The organism is Segatella copri, assembly GCF_024330485.1.
Classification (GTDB): domain Bacteria; phylum Bacteroidota; class Bacteroidia; order Bacteroidales; family Bacteroidaceae; genus Prevotella; species Prevotella copri_L.
The window spans coordinates 73,174-90,821 of the sequence record NZ_JANDWX010000009.1 but is presented as its reverse complement, the minus strand read 5'-3'; the positions used below and the strand labels follow the sequence as shown (position 1 = coordinate 90,821).

Below are 17,648 nucleotides of genomic sequence, written 5' to 3'. Positions count from 1 at the left end.
TGAAAATATATAAACGAGTTCCCGACGTCGGGAACTCTTTTTTATTTTCTTTTTATTATCTTTGCATCGTGTAAAACAGATACAACAATCTGCTTACCTATAAGGAAACGAATAACCGATAAATATATTGTATAACAATATAATATTTTTAGGAGATTATGAACATAACTACATTCAGCAACATGGCCAGCAAGATTCCTTCACCTGGCCAGTTGGAAGGCCTGGTAACCTTCATGAAGGAAGATGAGAAACTCAGGTTTTTCACCGAGTCTTACCGGAAAACGGGGAATAAGTCGTACAAGCACGATGCACCCCTCTTCGCCGTAGCCTGCATCTTCGAAGGCGGAAAAGGCAAGGACAACATCCGGAGTCTCACACATCTGTCACTGGTCGACTTCGACCACATCACAGAAAAACCGGATGACGGCACCCTGCACTCGCTCAAAGAGAGAATCTGCCACGATGCCCACACCCTGCTCTGCTACGTTACCATGAGCGGCAACGGACTGCGCGTCATCTACCGCTACGAAGGCGATGATTATCCCGCCGCCTTCGCCATGGGAAACGACTACTACGCGCATCTCATCGGCAAGGAAAGCGATCCGCTCTGCAAGAACATCACAAGGCTCAGCGGACTCGCCTACGACCCCGAAGTCTATTTCAATCCTGAAGCCGCAGCCTTCAGCGCCGAGGAAATCAGCCATTTCCATTCCGCTACGCTCAAGACCGCCCAGAAGAAAAAGAAACAGGAACGCATCGCCGACTACTACGAGCAGATCGTCAAACCCAAGCTGGAAAGCGAAAAGATCAGGTACGAACCCGGCAACCACAACCAGTATGTGATGCGGGTGGGCTACATGATGGCAAAGAAACGGTACGACAGGAAAGAAGCCACCCAGTGGGCTATCAGGCAGTTTCCCGAATACGACGACGTAGAACAGGTGTTCAAATCGTGCTACGAGAACACCACTCACCCACAAAAGGCGAGGGCAGAAACCGGAAAGATTCCCTATGCCACAGTAGATGAAATCAAAGACTACCTCGACGGACATATCAAACTCCGCTTCAACCTCATCACCCTGCGCTACGAGTATCTGAAGGGGAAATGGCGAATCCTCCAGGACCGCGATCTGAATACGCAATGGAGCAACATGTCGCTAACCGCAAGGGTGAGCAAGAGCGACATGATTAATGTCATCGAGAGCGACTATACCCCGCCCTACAATCCCTTCACCGATTATCTGGAAAATCTCCCACCCTGGCAGGAAGGCGACAAGGACTATATAGCCGAACTCGCTGCCACGGTAAAGATGAAGGGAGACCCCGTGATGCCCTTCTGTGAAGCCCTCAGGAAATGGCTCGTGGCGATGATAGCAGGATGGATAGACGAAGGTGCCGTAAACAATGTCATCCTGGTGTTCATCGGCAAACAGGGCGCCTACAAGACCACCTGGTTCAACTATCTCCTGCCGCCGGAACTGAAGCAATACTTCTATACGAAGGCGAATGCCAGGCGCATGACGAAGGATGATATCATCGCCCTTTCGCAGTATGCACTCATCTGTTATGAAGAGCTCGACACGATGAGTCCGTCGGAACTGAACCAGCTGAAGGCTGTGGTAACGATGCAGTATACCAACGAAAGAGCGGCATACGGCCATTATGCCGAGCAGCGCAAGCATATCAACACCTTCTGCGGCACGGGCAACAATCCCGAGTTTTTGAGCGACCCTACCGGTAACCGTCGCTGGCTGCCCTACGAGATAGAGAGCATCCTCTCGCCCCGTGAGCATCCGTTCAATTACGAAGGCATCTACGCCCAGGCTTACGCCCTCTACAAGAGTGATTTCCGCTACTGGTTCACCGATGAGGAGATAGAAAAGCAGAACCGGCACAACCGCGCTTTTGAGGCGCCCAGACTAGAACAGGAACTTGTGGATCTCTACTTCCGAAAGCCAACGGAGGCGGAGACAGGGGAGTTCGTGTCCATAGCCAGAGCGATGCAGATCATCAGTTGCAACATCTCCCAGAAGCTGAGCAGCACCAAGTTGGGCAGAGCTTTCAATGATCTCGGATTCGAAAAGATGCGCACCACCTACAACCGTGGTTACAGGGCGATTATACGTACTGCCGAGGAAATCAAGGCATACCAGGTATCCCTCTGCATCAACTCGCCGCAATCCGATGATGATGCCCCGTTCTAGCCGTTCCCAAGCCATCGGTTCCCACTGGTCAGATTATGACACTATGACACTTATGACACTAGTTTTTCAACTTTTCGCCTCGCACGCGGGCAGGCAGGAACTTTCGGCCTGATTTTTCCTGCCTGCCCGCGCGAGAGCAAATCTTCAGAATTCACTGTCATAAGTGTCATGTGTCATAGCAAAGCCGGTTACTTCCGAATCGGAAACCAAAGACTTACGATGAAAAAGTCAGAGACTTACGATGCAAAAGTCAGAGACTTATGATGTAAAAGCCAGTAGCTTATGAGCCGCAACTCAATCATAAACCCCTTAAAAAATCAAACAAAACTATGGATTTAAGAAGTTATACCAAGCAAGAGCTAGCTCTTCTATATTTTCCCGATGCTACTCCAGCAGTAGCCAGTGCTCACCTGATGCGATGGATCCAGCGCATCCCCGACCTTCTCCAGAAGCTCGCCGCCACCGGTTACGGCAAGAACTGCAAGGAGTTCACCCCGATGCAAGTCTCCTACATCCTCTACTTCCTCGGTGAACCCTAATCCTGTTCCACCTAATCTGAAAATGAACCAACAAAAGGTACTTCTACCTGAAGACATCCATGCAATAGGAAAAGGGTCTATACACCCTTTTGTCGAGGTGTATAGACCCTTGGAACAACTGCGAAGTATGGGTTGATAAATATTGCCAAATGTTTTGTCGATCAATTTGGCATAAACTAAAACACAATACTATGCAGGATCACAATCTTCATCTGTGAATGGAATCTGCTCATAGCTTTTTGGCGGTTTTTCTGGTCCTAAGTCAGACCCAGCTAATAGAACACAGGAATTTTCCAACTCAACAATAGCGATTGATGGTTTCTGATAATTCTTTTTCATATTCCTAACTTATTGAATTTCACATATTTTTTACCATTTTTGATATAGATGCCATGAGTAGGCTCTTTGCAGAGCTTACGACCTTGCAAGTCATATATACCATTTAGAGATGTTTTATCAGCCTCATTGTTGGTTATAACTTGGATGCCCTCTATGGCAGTTGTTGATCCCTCGCCAACCTCATCTATGTTGATAGAACGGGATTTTGATGCTTGTGACATGTTAGAACCATTACGATTACTTACCGTAAGATACCAACGCTGTGCACCAACTTCGGTAGAAGGGTTTAACGGAGCTATGCATCCTTTCTTGTTGAGAGCATATACTGCAACCGATACTCCATCCTGACCTAATCCACTTTGTGGAGTGTAGATGCCTGTGAAGTCATACTTGCGAGTCATGCTCATGCAGTAGTATGTCTTCGATTCTGCCTTATGCAACTTGGCATTATTGATAGTGATAGTCTTGCTTCCGCTATCGTTTGTTCTCAACAAGTATGGGGTGTTAGCCTCAAACTCTCCAGATGTAGCCTTCTTCACTTCGAGTACCGTCTCATAGCCACTGCCATCTTCCTTTTCATACTCATGGAAGTTGTTGATGCTTGCCACGGTGATGCCGTTGTTTGTCCAGTCCGTAGCCTGAGTCTCGAAAGGCACGTACACAGCCTGCCATTGGTCTGCGCCGAGATAGTTGCGGGTGTAGTTCAGCGTTGGGGCAGTGAAGTCCACAGGGCTGTCGTAAGCCGCATTGTCATTGAAATCAACAGGTTTGACTGCCGTGTATGAACCGTCAGTATTAGCAGTCAGATCCAAGTCGTTGCCATCAATGCCACAGAAGTCCTTGATGTACATAAGGTTCGTCTGGCATCGCTGGCAGGGGGAGCTATAAAGACCATTTGCCAACAGAGTCTCCGTACCCTTGACGTGCTCGTCGTACTTCTCATGCACATCAGCCTCCGTATTGCTGAAAATATTCATATACACTTGCTTGTCAACGCAAGTATAATAATCGTTGTATACGGTATTCCCGTTGCTTGGGGTAAGCACCGGATACTCATCGCCATCCTCGCCCAACTTCTGATACCATGCCAAGGTGCTTCCTTCGGTAGGAACAGATGTGGAGCCGTTAAGAAGCCATGCCACCTCACCGCTCTTTATCTGCTGTTTGGTGAATGCCTTGACCACGTCAGCTTCTACCTTTCCGTCTTCGCATGTCAGACTTCCTTCACCAACTGTTTTGATGTTCTCAGATGAGTTGTTCAGCAATGCCTCCTTGTTGTAAGCTATAATGCCCTTTGCGGTTAGTGTACCGTTCACACAACCTATAATGATTCCTGGATCGCCATATGTATTCGCCACATCTCCATAACTGAACACATTCTGGATACTGCTGTTAGCAAACGTTTGTCCTGCTATACCACCGGCATTCCAACCTGTACTTGTAATCTTGCCATAGTTGGCGCAATCTTCGATACTTGTTTCATAAGCATAACCTATGATTCCACCAATATACACACCATCGTTTTCAACGGTTCCATAATTGGTGCAGCGCTTGATGTTTTTATTATCGCTAGAACCTGCAATTCCGCCAACATTTTGCGTTCCCTGCACGCTGGAGTGATTCTCGCAGTTTTCGAGATTTATAATGGCATCTCCAACGATACCGCCAGTACGATCTTGTCCTATTACAGTACAATTCTTTGTGGTTTTAATACCCTTTATATGTGCTGGAGAATTCGAGTATGCAAATGCATATCCTGCCAAGATACCGGTGCGTGTGCTCACATTCTCCACCTTGGCATAGTCAAAGGTAAGGTCTTGGATAGTCGCATCCACAGTATAGCCGAAAAGCCCCACATAGTCTTGTGCGGTTTTGATATAGAGATGGGAGATGGTGTGTCCCTGACCGTTCATATTTCCCTTCCAGCGATTATCATTGTTGCCTATCGGAATCCAGCTCAAGAGTTCCTTGCCGTCTTCAGCCGCATGGCAATAGTTGGTAAGGTCGATATCCGCAGTCAACATGGCAGATGCTGTTGGGTGAGTAATTCCATCTGCTTCGCCTTCGTCCACGATAGTTCCGTTCACATAGTCGCGGAACCACGCCAAGTGGTAAGGTTTGGCTATCAGGTACACCCCATTTTCCTGTGAAGGCTTTACAGCCACATAATGCTGGCAACGGTCGCAATAGCCATCCTCATTGTTGTTGTGTCCAAGAGCAGGCTTCTCTGCGTCCGTTACATCAGTCAATTCCTTGGTCAATTGGCTGTCAGAAAATGTCCTTTGACAATCCTGGCATTGCCAATATTCCTTGGTTGCCGCCTCGGTGCAAGAAGCGTCTGTTGCAACATGGTGATTTATCGTTCCGTGTTGATACTTGATTGCGAAATTGGTAGGATTGTTGGTGAAACTACCCGTCACCACCTCATAGGTTTTGCAATTTACAAGCAAAACTTCAGTAGCATAAACCTGATGCTCCGAACCAATGACAGGATAGATGTCTCCATCATTAACCAGATTTTGTCCCCATTTTGCTTCGCTCGAAGCATTTTGCTGGAGCAGATAGGCAACAATACCGCTTTTCAGCTGAGCTTCTGTAAATCCTGTTGCGTTATCTTCTGAAGGCTTTCCATTTCCGAAGGCTTTAACCGCCTTAATCTCTTGGCCGTTTACAGTCAGCTTTGCGCCACTATAGTATGCCACCATGCCTTCAGTGTCCCCATATTTAGAATAGCCAAAAACCATGCCTACCTCTGTGCCATTCGTGGCACTTATGCTGCCATAGCTGAACACGTTCTGTATCTTGCCTTTGTCTACAAAACCAGCCATGCCAGCAACACGATTTGTACCTTCCACATCTCCATAATTGGCGCAGTCTTGGATTGTTCCGCTACTGAAAAAGCCAACCAAGCCACCAGCAATCTGACTTGATGCCGTTACTTTTCCATAGTTGGCACAAGCGGTTATGGAAATTTCGTCCCCTCCGTAAGAACCAAAAAGACCGCCGACATCTTCTATTCCTTGTACCGTGGCGTAGTTCACGCAGTTGTAGGCGTTACCATAAAGTATACCTGCAATACCGCCAGTATAATTTCCTCCTCCTTTTATCTGGCACGTTTCTGATATTTTGATATTTTGAAGGGTGCTTCCATTTACTGCATAACCAACCAAAATTCCTGTGTACCAACTCGTATTTGTCACATTTGCATTCTCAAAGGTTAGGTTCTTGATTGTGCTTTGGTAGGTATAACCGAAAAACCCCATAAATGTTTGGCTTGCATTGATATAAAGGTTGGTGATGGTCTTTCCATTTCCGTCGAAAGTACCTTTGTAATCCCCTTCAATATTTCCAATAGGCACCCAGCTCAATTCTTCTAAGTTTTGAGACGCATCAGCCGCATGGCAGAAGTCCTTTAGGTCTATGTCGGCAGTGAGCTTGGCGCACGCATTGAGGTGGGTAGTAGCCGACTCGCTGCCACTCACCGTATACGTACCATTCACCCATTCACGAAACCACGCCAGCTCCTTGGCGTTGGAAATTTGGAATGGATTACTGCTCGAGCCATCGCCCTGGGCTGGCCTTGAGGTCGTTACATTAGTGGCTGCCCATGCCCCCTCATAAGGCATGAGGATAGCCATCACGAGCAGAAGCATCGTGAATAGCCTGTTTCTTTGTTTTTTGTTGTTCATAACTGTAAATTATTATTGTTATTCTACTTTCTTACATATATCCTCTTATTGCCATTATATATACTGTCATTCCCAGGATGATGACGAAAGTCAGTACGAGAAACAGATAGATATAGTATCTTTCTCTCTTGATGAAATCACAGAAGCTGTAGCGAGCCTTGTAGTTTTCATCAAGATATATCCTGTAGTCTTGAACCATGGCATAGCTCATGACCAGGGCGAAAATCAGAAGAAACAATGCCATTATAAAAATAGCCTGTTCCTCTTTCGTGAAAGTCTGAATTATATTTTCCATGGTGCAAATATAGTATTTTTTTCGAAAAAGTGTTGCTTTCCTATAAAAAAGTGTTGCTTTCCTATAAAAAAGTGTCTATTTTCTATGTTTTAGGTGTCTACTTCCTGCAAGTAGCCCCCTTTTTAACAATTTGTTCCCTTCAGTGATGCGTTTTCCTGGTATTTATCGAAAAATCGCTGGCCGAAGGGTAAAGCAAAGGTAAAGGGCATAGGGGGATCATTCTTTCGGCCAAATTGTTTTGTACATTGGCCAAACATCCATTTGTGGAACAGGAGTCAATTTTGCAAATTGATTCTTTTCATAGAAACCTACTGCGCTATAATTAGAGGTATGCCAAGCTCTTACTGTCAAGAAGACGCAACCAGCATATCTTTGGTTTCTAGCCATCGAAGCTATTTCTTCAACTAAGGCTGAACCTAAATGTAAGCTTTGAAATTTTTTATCAATAGCTAAGTAGGCAATTTCTAAAGCGGGATAAGTATATTTTTGTTCGAATTGTTCTCGGAAAGTTTCTTTTACCGCAGGTAAATCGGTTCCTGCTGCACCTATACGCATATCATCAAAATCATCTGAATCTATGTCAACGGAGTCGAATGCTAAGGCGAAAATAGCAACAATCGTGTTATTCGCTTTTAAGCGGACACAAAATGTCTTACAATAATGACTCTCTTCACAATCTTGTAAGTGATTATGAAGAAAGTCATCCATTTTGTCTTTTCCTGTATAGAAATTTATCAACTCATCAAAGTCTGATAAAAGTTCTATTTTGTATTCTTCTAAATTCATTCTAAATTCCACTCAAATTTATATGGATAATTTGATGTCTTTGTGGCATCATCTTTCTTTGCTTTTGCACCGATGGATGCAAGAGCGGCTTTACGAACAGCTTGTGCGTATTTGCCTTTAGCTAAAACTTTTGGTGCATTTATTCCTAACATAATTATATCATTTAAATGTTTGTGATGCAAACGAACGCAATGAAAGCTTGCTTTCAAATTGCCGAGGGCAGCTTTTCTTTTGCAAAATTAAGCAATATTTCTGTAACTTCCAAATATTTAGCAGGTTATTTTGTTCTTTTTAGTATTAAAACGCATATTTAAAGCTTTTGAGCCTTCAGCCCGTACTTGAACCACATGCGAAAGTTCAGCGAATTAGAATATAAAGATAATTATATTACATCACAATTCTGCATAAATGCAGTGAATTTTATGTTTATTTAGCAGCTTGATAAAAAACTGTTATTATATTGCACATCACCCATTAAAAGTGCGGTAAGGAGACCGCCATCCATAGCTTTTGCCGATTTACTTGTTTTTGTAAGATTCAAGCAAATGATGATTGATTATAATGGACTTATAAACTCCAGAAAAAAGAATCTATGAAAAAGTATGATAAAACATGAGCAAGTATGAGCAACTGTGAGTTGACCCCTCACCGATTTCGTATCTTTGCATTGTGGTTCAGAGATAACATCTCAGACCACCAAGAGGCAATGCGCAGCGCCCCCTACAACACAAACACAATTTATTAACCTTAAAAATGAAGACACTATGATTCTGTACACATTGAAGAAGTATGTCAACGAGAAGTTGAGCGCCGCTTACGGCAAGTTTTTCGCCTACCCTGTAATCACCCAGACCTATGGTCTTGATGAACTCGCAGAGCACATGGAAAGTCACAACACCCCGTTCTCAAAGGGAGCCATCAAGGGTATGCTCACCGACATGGTGAGCTGCGTAAGAGAACTGGTTCTGCAGGGGATCGCCGTGAAGATTCCCGACCTCGCCATTTTCAGCATCGGCATCAAGAACAAGGAAGGTGCTGCCTCCGAGAAGGAGTTCAGCATCACCAAGAACATTGCCGGACTGAAGCTCCGTGCCCGTGGCACCGGTGAGTTCAAGGCTACCAGTCTGAACCTCGATGCATCCCTGAAGAAGGCAACTGCCGTAACAGGAGATGTTACTCCACCAGACGGCGGTAAGGATAACACAGGCGATACTACCCAGGGTGGCGGCACAAACCAGGGTGGCGACTCAACACAGACTGGCGGATCAGGCAACACCGGGAGCAGCGGCTCCGATGGTAGCGACGGCCTGGAGTAACCCCCTCGCCAGTAGCTGAAGAAAGAAGGTTTTAGACAGGATGCAGTCCGGGATTCGGCTATAGCACCCCCGGCTATTCATCAATATAGCAAGCATCATTGAAACACGCGCTATCAAGCCCATCTGCTCATCCTGTCAGCCTTTCTTCTCAAAAGTATCGCCCGGATATAGGAAATCCGAACCCCCAATCCATTTATTAACCTTAAAAATCAAATGAAAATGAAAAAAGAAACACTCAAGAAAATTCTGAATTTCGTCATTACCGTTCTCACCGCTATAGCCTCTGCCTTCTGCGTGCAGAGCTGCCAGTAGTATCAACCCTTTAAAGATTCAGTACCATGAAAAACACTAGAAAGATATCGGTTAAATGAAATCAATTTCCACATTTAGTCCCTCCCCACCCCAACCTTAATCCCTTAAGGTTGGGGTTCTTTTATATATCCCTACTGACGTGCATCAGCCAGTTCATTATATCCCCAAACCATAATGAGGACAACGATGCCAGCCAGCACCATCAGGAGATTCTGAGAGTGGGCGATGGAATCTGCCACATGCGTAAGGGCACGGGAGCCGGAGAGGAGGAAATCTATCTTCATAGAGAAAAGCCATCCCTGAATCTGTTCCCATCCCTGACAGACTACTGCTATGATGATGCCTGCTGCCACACAGGCTGCCGTCCATAAATGTTCCAGACGCTGGCGCTTAACCAGCGACATCGCAGTATCAGTTTCGGGTAAAGCCGGCAAGGCCTGCATCACCCTGTCGGAGAATCCGTCATCAGGAATCTCTGACATCTGGCAATCGGAAAAGAACATCTTCAAGAGTTCTTCATCCTGAGGGTTCAACGGTTCCCCTTTCATGCTTTCCAACTTCTTATCATTTATCTTATCGGTCATAACCATTCTTTTTTAAGTAACTTGCAAGTTTCTGTTTTCCTCGAGAGAGATGCGACTTGATGGTGCCTTGCACCATTCCCGTCACCTCTGCAATCTTATCTATAGAGAGTCCATCCATCAGCTGCAGCGTGATGCATGTACGTTCATTTTCATTCAATATCTGTAATGCCTTGAGCAAATCCATCTTTAATCCGGCATGGGCGCCCTGTGCATTTTTACAAGAAACGGCAGGCGTATCGATGTCCTGCGTCTCCTTATGGCTGCGGGTATAATCATACCATACATTATAGGCGATGCGGTAGAGCCAGGTGGAGAAGCTGGCTGTACCCCTGAAACCGGACAGATGGGTATAAGCCTTGACAAAGGTATCCTGAGCCAAGTCGTCACTCAGCTGCGCATCCCCCAGCGTCTGCCGCAGGAAGAACCCACGAATGGGTGACTGATACTTCCTGACCAGCAGGTCGAACGACTTGCGGTCATGAAGCATCACCACCTTCGTGACGAGAGAGATATCGGATAACTTTTCCACCTTATATATATTAACTAATAATTGTTGTTCTTTTCCTTGTGACTTCCCCTCCTATTGAGAAGCCATGATATATTGAATGTCGGCTGCTAGACCGGAGTACCATTATACCCCGTGCCCTGATCGCCATGACGGTTCTTCCACCAGTCCTTGATGGCAGGAAGCGAGCCGATAACGGTCTGACCGATGCCATAGAAGAAGACCAGGGCTCCGATGCCAGCCAGGAAATCAGCATCCCACCAGGCAAACATGGCGCACAAGCCGGCTCCCAGGAAGGCATTTCTCAATCCACGCTTTACCAGATACTCATCGCTCTGCTTATCTATCGGCCGGTCGCTTTCCGGAACATTGATGCCCTTCTCCATCGCCATCTCCGCCAGTTTCAGCCGGTCGTTGTGGCGGCGAATCAGATATCTGATAACCAGAAATACGATGATCAGCGGAGCAAAGACAAACAGCAGACCGAAGATGATACAGAAAATGATCATAACAGCCAGCGCTCCGCCACCAAATACCGAACCGATGAAATCGAACGGATCATCATAGTTGTCTAAACTGTATCTAGAATGAACAGATCTATTATCATTCTCATCATAATCATCATAGTTGGCCGAATCTGTACTGGTTGTATCAGAATAAGCCTCCAACGCCTCGTCGTCTTTATCCTTCGAAGCAGATGGCTGTGCGGCAGATGCAGGAACAGCCTTTTGATCTACCTGTTGGGTAGTTGGATGATAACGATGTTTTGGAGCAGAAGACGCCAAAGACACTTGGGTGGCTCCGATGCTCATAACGAGCGCTAATGCCAATATTGCTTTCTTCATATCATTATTTTTTATTGTTTTACCTTGTTATTTGAAAAATTTCTGCTTCTTAGACGCATCTCTTCGCGATTTAGTTGCAAAGAAACGAAAAATTTCTTATTTTTGCAAACAAATTAAAGAAAAAGAGACAGAATGAAGACATTACCTGAAGATTTCAGAACATATACGCAGGCACTGATGGGCGAAAAGCTGTATCAGCGTCTGGAGCATGCTATCCTTGAAGAGGAGGCACCAACCAGTATCCGCATCAATCCTTTTAAATGCAAGGATGCTGATGGCGAACCGATTCCCTGGTGTCCGGAAACCGGCCGTTATCTCTCTACCCGTCCCGGATTCACCTTCGATCCGCTGCTGCATGCCGGCTTATATTATGTACAGGAAGCCTCATCTATGTTTGTTGATATGGCTATCCGACAGTACGTAAAAGAACCGGTGATGATGCTGGATCTCTGTGCTGCCCCTGGCGGAAAGTCGACTGCCGTAAGGGCTGCCTTGCCGGAAGGGAGTCTGCTCTTCAGCAACGAACCGATGCGCACCCGCTCACAGATTCTTGCCGAAAACGTACAGAAGTTCGGTCATCCGGATATGATTGTTACCAACAACTATCCCCGCGATTACAAGAAATCGAAATTGCAGTTTGATGTGATTCTTACCGATGTTCCCTGCTCCGGCGAAGGAATGTTCCGCAAAGATGAAGGGGCTATCGGCGAATGGAGTACCCAAAATGTGAACAACTGCTGGCAGCTGCAGCGCGAAATCGTATCGGATATCTGGAACTGTCTGAAGCCAGGCGGTATCCTGATTTACTCTACCTGCACCTTCAATGCGCACGAAGATGAGGAGAACGTGGACTGGATATGCGAAGAACTTGGCGCTGAAGTGATGGCACTGGAGGGTGTAGAAGATGCATGGAACATCACCCGCAACCTCACGGGCAGCGACTTCCCTGTTTACCGGTTCATTCCTGGCGTTTCGCGAGGCGAAGGTCTGTTTATGGCGATTCTGAAGAAAGAGGGCGAATGGGAAGCAGGTTCTTCAGCCAAGGAGAACAGGAAGGATAAGAAGAAGAAAGACAAGAAGGTGGCTAAAGGAAAGGGACCGGAGATTCCGGACGGCTGGCTGAAGACTGATACGGAATGGATGCCTGCAGAGAGCAACGAGACGGTTTACGCCATTCCGGGCAGATGGAAAGACATCTACGACCAGGCTGAGAAGAACCTGAAGGTGCTGCATGCAGGTGTGAAACTGGGAACAGACAAGGGAAAGGGTCTCATTCCCGACCAGGCTCTCGCTCTCTCTACGATGCTCAACAAAGATCACTTCCCACAGGTGGAGTTATCCTACGATGATGCCATCCGCTACCTTCGCAAGGAGGCTGTGAATCTGCCTGCCGATACGCCTAAGGGTTATGTACTGGTAACCTACAGACAGGTTCCGATAGGCTGGGAAAAGAACATTGGCAACCGTGCCAACAACCTCTATCCGCAGGAGTGGAAAATCAAAAGCAGCCACGGGACGGGAGAGCTGTTTATAGTTAATAGTTTACAGCAAGAATGAATCATTCAACATTCAACACTCAACATTCAACATTAAAATAAAAAATGCTCAGCATCATCGCCTGTATATCAAAAAAGCATAGAGCTATCGGGTACAAGAACCGGTTGCTCTACGCCATCCCATCGGACATGACCCGATTTCGTATGCTCACTACCGGACATACGATCATCATGGGCAGAAAGACATATGAGTCGCTGCCGAACGGAGCCTTGCCCAACCGCCGCAATATTGTTATCTCGAAGACAAGAGAGCAGATAACAGGGTGCGAAGTATACAGCTCTCTGGAAGAAGCGCTGGCAGCAAGGAAAGAAGAGGTTGGAAGCAAAGAAGCTTCAGATGAATGTTTCATCATCGGAGGAGCCAGCATATATGAACAGGCTTTGCCTTTTGCAGACAAGCTTTATCTCACAATCGTTGAAAAGGAACCTGAACATGCCGATACCTTCTTTCCGGAAATCAATCCGGCAGAATGGGAAGTGACAGAAAAAGAAATGAGGAATGAAAACGGCTTACCGTTCACATTCCTCACCCTTTATAGAAAGCAGTAATCCCGCAGGGAGCTACTGCTTTTTTTCTTTTTATATCTTATTTCTCTGCTGCAGCCTCCTCATCAGTTTCCTCTTCATCATCGTTGAAACTCTTGAGATCCTGCATAGAAAGCTGACGGTTGATAGATGCATTGAAAGAGATGATGGTCTCGCTGCGAGACAATCCCAGTGGCTGCAACTTATCATGGATGATTTCCAGGAGATGGTGGTTGTTCAGCGCGTAAATCTTGATAAACATATCAAAACCACCTGTAGTATAGTGACACTCTACAACCTCAGGAATCTTCTTCAACTCCTCTACAACCTGGTCAAACTTCTCAGGCTCCTTCAGATAGAGTCCCATATAAGCACAAGTTTCGTAACCTATCTTTTCTGGGTCAATGATGAATTGTGAACCCTTGATGATACCAAGATTTGTAAGTTTAGCTACACGCTGATGAATGGCAGCACCGCTCACATTGCAAGCGCGTGCCACTTCCAAAAATGGAATACGGGCATCCTGAGAAATCAGCTTCAGAATCTGCCTATCTAATGAATCTAAAATTTGTTTTGCCATAATACTAATAATTTGCGTGCAAAGATAATACAAAAAATTAATAAAAGCAATTTTTTAAGAGAAAAACATGATAAATTAATATTATTTTCCATTTTCTGTGGCAGAATAACTGATTTTTAGTGCTTTTGCCTGGCGCAAAGCCTGCTTTACGTCGGTTATCACACCCATCTTGGTTTCCTGGTCTGCTTTGATTGATACGGTCATCAGTTTCTGGTCTTCCGGCGACATACGCTTCTTTTCTGCCGAAATGTAATCCATCACTTCGGGAGCCGAAGCAAACTTATCATTCAACTGAATCTGGGTACCGGTACCATACTTTGCCTGCATCTCTTTGGTTGGCTTACCTATATAAATATGGCTAACCGCCGATTTCTTGGTCAGGCGGGTGAGTTCCTTGCCTTGTGGCAAACGGCAGTCTACCTTCAAGGTAACCTGGCGCATGTGGGTAACAATCATAAAGAAGAACAGTACGGAGAAAATGAGGTCTGGCAGAGAAGATGTATTCAACCCTGGCACTTCATGCGATTTCTTATGAAAATTCATCATTGTTTACCTCCTTTCTGCTGTTCAGTAGCTGTTTCTGTCGAATTTTCTTCCCCTTGCTTTTCTTCAGCATTGGCATCAACACGCTGGTCGGCATGAGTCATTGCGTTGGCATACGACTCTGTGATGCGCTGCGGACAGATGTTGCGCACTTGTTCTTTCTGGTCATTGTTCAAGAGGGCATAATCCCTGTGATATTTCTTCTGGGCTGTTTCGTTGCGTAGCTGGCTATATGCTTCCATCAGCTGATTCTGCATCTGGAAATAGAGATTATAGTCGGCATCGCGGTCACTCTCAATAGAGATGAGATGTTTCTTGCCCAGGCGGTGAACAAAGCGGATAGTTTCTTCCTTGAGCTGACTCACCTGCATCGGCTTACCGTTGACCAAAAGCGTATCGCCAGCCGTCAGGCGCAGCTCCATGAGGTTAGCCTTGTCTACCACCGACTGCTGCTGTTCCTTCTTCTGCGGTTCAGGTGAAGGGAGTTGGCGCAACAGTCCCTTATCCACATCCATTGATGTGGTGACAAGGAAGAATATCAACAGCATGAACGAGATGTCGGCTGTAGATGTGGTATTCAGTCCCGGGGTTTCGTGTTGCTTCCTTCTAATCAGCATATTTAATCCTTATTTATAGAATAGAGAGCCCAAAGCACTCTCTTTAGTTTTTCTTCCGAATATAACGTGTGGCACCGAAACAGACGGCACCGATTCCTGCCACCAGCATCAGAAGCGATGTGATGACAAACATATCTGAAAGCTTGAGCCAGAGCCAGTCGGCATAATTCTCGCCATTGATGAGCATCGGAGCAGAACCGCCCAAAAAGAAGGTAAGCAGCAAAACTGCCAAAGTTCCGATCCATGTGATGCGGAAGATGCGACGCACGGGAATGCCATTCACTACAGCCTCCGACTTGCTGCTGCGATAATCTCTGATCATGGAAAAGACAGCCAGACCTGTACCTCCTATCAGGAAGAGCCACATCAGCAGGATGAGCACATCGGTAAAGAGAGGCGCATTAAAGTCGGGGTTCTCTTCGAAAGGCAAATCGTAGCCTACCAAAAAGAACAGACCGAAAACCAGCACCGCCAGTCCTATCATGATATAGAACACCTGCTGCGATATCTTTTCGGCCGACTTCGTCTTCTGCTTTGAAAATTGAAATTTAACCATTTCTCTCTTCGTTTATTTATTCTTGGCAATAATATCCATTAAAGTAACCGCCGACTCCTCCATCTGGCTTGTCAGGTGCTCCACCTTAGAAAGGATGTAGTTATAGAAAACCTGAAGGATGAGGGCTACGATGATACCGAAGATGGTAGTGATGAGCGCCACTTTCATACCCGAAGCAACGATAGTAGGACTGATATCGCCCGCCTGCTGAATCTGGTCGAACGACATGACCATACCGATCACGGTTCCGAGGAATCCGAGCGATGGCGCCATAGCGATAAAGAGTTTGATCCAGGAGCAGCCCTTCTCCAGATTAGCCGCCTGAACGGTACCATATCCGCTTACCGAGCGCTCGATGTCATCAAGACTCTCGCTGATATGCATCAAGCCCTGATAGCAGATAGAAGCCACCGGTCCGCGGGTATTCCGGCAGAGCGTCTTAGCCCCTTCCACATCTCCCGCCGACACCTTCTGGTCGATATCCTGCATCAACTTCTTGGCGTTGATTTCAGAGAGACTCAGATAGATGATACGCTCGATACAGAAAGCCATACCCACGATGAGGGCGATGGCAACGAGAGACATAAATCCCGCATTACCCTCTATAAACTTTGTCTTAAGAGCTTGATGAAATCCCATGTTCTCTTCTTGAGCCATCATAGGCAGAGAACACATCCATGTGAAAACCAATATTGCAAAACGTGCAATAGCTGTATTTTTCTTCATATACCTTATTATATATATAAAAGCGGAAAGAGGGGGATTCGAACCCCCGAACCGGTTTTGCCGGTTACACGCTTTCCAGGCGTGCCTCTTCAGCCACTCGAGCACCTTTCCATATTCCGAAGAACTCTTCTTAATCGCCGCAACATGCTGCTGCAACAATTTCGAAGTGCAAAATTATTGCTTTTCCTCCGAAATACCATAACTTTCATTGTTTTTTTATGTTTATTTAAGGAGTTTTGAACGCTTACGTCCTATACTTGCGATACGGATAGCGGAAAAACCCGCTCTGCATTGAGGTTGGTCTGTCGGGCAAACTCCTCTTCGCTTATGCCATAAGCCTTGGCGAGCGTCTTCATCACTTCTACCACGAAAGCACTCTCGTTACGCTTGCCACGATAAGGAACAGGCGCCATATACGGACTGTCGGTCTCCAGCACGATGCGATCCAGAGGAACTACGGCAGGGAGGTCTTCTCTGAGATGGCTGCTCTTGAAAGTAGATACGCCACCGACGCCCAATACAAACTTATCGAACGAGAGGAGTTCTTCTGCCTCCTTCTGATTGCCCGTAAAGCAATGGAAGACGCCACCCGGCAGTTCCTTCTCATACTTTCTGAGCAGATGCACCATCTCGTTCTGCGCCTTGCGGCAATGAATCATCAGCGGGAGCTGGGTTTCTACCGACCATTTTACCTGTTCCTCGAAAGCCTCGAGCTGCTCGTTTTCGAACTCACGGCTCCAGTAATAATCAAGTCCTACCTCTCCGATAGCGATCAAGTCAGAAAACTGAGGAGAACCACCCGCAGGATTGGCATTACCCGATTCGTCTGCAGGATTGGCATTACCGGTCATGCGATGCTCCTCCAGTATCTTCCGGAGTTCAGCCAGTTGTTCCTTCCAGTCAGCCTTTACCTCTTCAGGATGCAGACCAATCATCGGATAAGCATAGCCTGGATATTCCTTAGCCAATGCCAGGACCGCGTGTGTGGTCTTCACATCGATGGCAGGCAAGAACACCTTGCCTACCCCCGCTTCCTTGGCACGGGCGAAAGCCTCCGCCCTATCCTCATCAAACTCCTCCGCATCGAAATGCGTATGTGTATCTATTACTTTGAACATTGCCCTATCAACT

Annotated in this window: 20 protein-coding genes and 1 tRNA gene; 6 read left to right on the top strand and 15 right to left on the bottom strand. The window is 46.3% G+C overall.

Annotated features, from left to right (window positions below):
• The first annotated feature begins 158 nt into the window (after window positions 1-158).
• Window positions 159-2,204 (top strand): VapE domain-containing protein, encoded by a 2,046-nt coding sequence (locus tag NNC77_RS07275; protein ID WP_254986868.1) that lies wholly within the window; start codon window positions 159-161, stop codon window positions 2,202-2,204.
• Between the two features lie 329 nt (window positions 2,205-2,533).
• A complete protein-coding gene (locus NNC77_RS07270; RefSeq protein ID WP_006846942.1) occupies window positions 2,534-2,743 on the top strand; it encodes a DUF4248 domain-containing protein in 210 nt (69 codons plus the stop codon).
• Between the two features lie 189 nt (window positions 2,744-2,932).
• Here NNC77_RS07270 and NNC77_RS07265 read toward each other — a convergent pair whose 3' ends face one another.
• From NNC77_RS07265 to NNC77_RS07245, 5 genes are all read right to left on the bottom strand, one after another.
• Window positions 2,933-3,082, bottom strand: coding sequence for a hypothetical protein (locus tag NNC77_RS07265; RefSeq protein WP_181976539.1), 150 nt, complete (start codon window positions 3,080-3,082; stop codon window positions 2,933-2,935).
• Window positions 3,079-6,771, bottom strand: coding sequence for a hypothetical protein (locus NNC77_RS07260; protein ID WP_254970649.1), 3,693 nt, complete (start codon window positions 6,769-6,771; stop codon window positions 3,079-3,081). Before NNC77_RS07260 ends, NNC77_RS07265 begins: the two co-directional genes overlap by 4 nt.
• Before the next feature lie 31 nt (window positions 6,772-6,802).
• Complete coding sequence (locus NNC77_RS07255) at window positions 6,803-7,066, bottom strand: hypothetical protein (RefSeq protein ID WP_254970647.1); 264 nt, start codon at window positions 7,064-7,066, stop codon at window positions 6,803-6,805.
• 216 nt (window positions 7,067-7,282) lie between these two features.
• Window positions 7,283-7,852 (bottom strand): GNAT family N-acetyltransferase, encoded by a 570-nt coding sequence (locus NNC77_RS07250; protein ID WP_117695814.1) that lies wholly within the window; start codon window positions 7,850-7,852, stop codon window positions 7,283-7,285.
• A complete protein-coding gene (locus NNC77_RS07245) occupies window positions 7,849-8,004 on the bottom strand; it encodes a hypothetical protein (protein WP_153113850.1) in 156 nt (51 codons plus the stop codon). Before NNC77_RS07245 ends, NNC77_RS07250 begins: the two co-directional genes overlap by 4 nt.
• 612 nt (window positions 8,005-8,616) lie before the next feature.
• Here NNC77_RS07245 and NNC77_RS07240 point away from each other — a divergent pair.
• Both NNC77_RS07240 and NNC77_RS07235 read left to right on the top strand, forming a co-directional pair.
• Complete coding sequence (locus NNC77_RS07240) at window positions 8,617-9,168, top strand: DNA-binding protein (protein WP_254970644.1); 552 nt, start codon at window positions 8,617-8,619, stop codon at window positions 9,166-9,168.
• 219 nt (window positions 9,169-9,387) lie between these two features.
• Window positions 9,388-9,480 carry a smalltalk protein gene (locus NNC77_RS07235; protein ID WP_254970642.1) on the top strand — a complete coding sequence of 31 codons (93 nt, stop codon included), beginning with the start codon at window positions 9,388-9,390 and terminating at the stop codon, window positions 9,478-9,480.
• A 131-nt stretch (window positions 9,481-9,611) separates the two neighbouring features.
• Here the strand turns inward: NNC77_RS07235 and NNC77_RS07230 are convergent, their stop codons facing one another.
• The 3 genes from NNC77_RS07230 to NNC77_RS07220 form a co-directional block, all read right to left on the bottom strand.
• Window positions 9,612-10,064 (bottom strand): DUF5056 domain-containing protein, encoded by a 453-nt coding sequence (locus NNC77_RS07230; protein ID WP_254970638.1) that lies wholly within the window; start codon window positions 10,062-10,064, stop codon window positions 9,612-9,614.
• A complete protein-coding gene (locus tag NNC77_RS07225) occupies window positions 10,054-10,593 on the bottom strand; it encodes an RNA polymerase sigma factor (protein ID WP_254970637.1) in 540 nt (179 codons plus the stop codon). The genes NNC77_RS07230 and NNC77_RS07225 overlap by 11 nt, the downstream gene beginning before the upstream one ends.
• An 86-nt stretch (window positions 10,594-10,679) precedes the next feature.
• On the bottom strand, window positions 10,680-11,414 hold the full coding sequence (locus tag NNC77_RS07220) for a DUF6249 domain-containing protein (RefSeq protein WP_254970636.1): 735 nt from the start codon (window positions 11,412-11,414) through the stop codon (window positions 10,680-10,682).
• 132 nt (window positions 11,415-11,546) lie between these two features.
• Here NNC77_RS07220 and NNC77_RS07215 point away from each other — a divergent pair, with 132 nt between their 5' ends.
• Both NNC77_RS07215 and NNC77_RS07210 read left to right on the top strand, forming a co-directional pair.
• Window positions 11,547-12,971 (top strand): RsmB/NOP family class I SAM-dependent RNA methyltransferase, encoded by a 1,425-nt coding sequence (locus NNC77_RS07215; RefSeq protein ID WP_254970635.1) that lies wholly within the window; start codon window positions 11,547-11,549, stop codon window positions 12,969-12,971.
• A gap of 44 nt (window positions 12,972-13,015) precedes the next feature.
• Window positions 13,016-13,519, top strand: coding sequence for a dihydrofolate reductase (locus tag NNC77_RS07210; protein ID WP_254970633.1), 504 nt, complete (start codon window positions 13,016-13,018; stop codon window positions 13,517-13,519).
• Between the two features lie 37 nt (window positions 13,520-13,556).
• Here NNC77_RS07210 and NNC77_RS07205 read toward each other — a convergent pair whose 3' ends face one another.
• The 7 genes from NNC77_RS07205 to NNC77_RS07175 all read right to left on the bottom strand — a co-directional run bounded on the left by NNC77_RS07205 (window position 13,557) and on the right by NNC77_RS07175 (window position 17,635).
• Complete coding sequence (locus NNC77_RS07205; RefSeq protein ID WP_118153592.1) at window positions 13,557-14,075, bottom strand: Lrp/AsnC family transcriptional regulator; 519 nt, start codon at window positions 14,073-14,075, stop codon at window positions 13,557-13,559.
• 81 nt (window positions 14,076-14,156) lie between these two features.
• A complete protein-coding gene (locus NNC77_RS07200; RefSeq protein ID WP_117694272.1) occupies window positions 14,157-14,621 on the bottom strand; it encodes an ExbD/TolR family protein in 465 nt (154 codons plus the stop codon).
• Entirely contained in the window at window positions 14,618-15,235 is a 618-nt protein-coding gene (locus NNC77_RS07195) for an ExbD/TolR family protein (RefSeq protein ID WP_153081942.1), read from the bottom strand. The genes NNC77_RS07200 and NNC77_RS07195 overlap by 4 nt, the downstream gene beginning before the upstream one ends.
• A gap of 43 nt (window positions 15,236-15,278) precedes the next feature.
• Entirely contained in the window at window positions 15,279-15,791 is a 513-nt protein-coding gene (locus NNC77_RS07190) for a hypothetical protein (protein ID WP_006847786.1), read from the bottom strand.
• Window positions 15,792-15,803: 12 nt separating this feature from the next.
• Window positions 15,804-16,466: a MotA/TolQ/ExbB proton channel family protein gene (locus NNC77_RS07185; RefSeq protein ID WP_006847787.1), complete on the bottom strand. Its 663-nt coding sequence runs from the start codon at window positions 16,464-16,466 to the stop codon at window positions 15,804-15,806.
• A 74-nt stretch (window positions 16,467-16,540) separates the two neighbouring features.
• Window positions 16,541-16,628 (bottom strand) — tRNA-Ser (locus tag NNC77_RS07180).
• A gap of 140 nt (window positions 16,629-16,768) precedes the next feature.
• On the bottom strand, window positions 16,769-17,635 hold the full coding sequence (locus NNC77_RS07175) for a TatD family hydrolase (RefSeq protein ID WP_254970630.1): 867 nt from the start codon (window positions 17,633-17,635) through the stop codon (window positions 16,769-16,771).
• Window positions 17,636-17,648 lie beyond the last annotated feature (13 nt).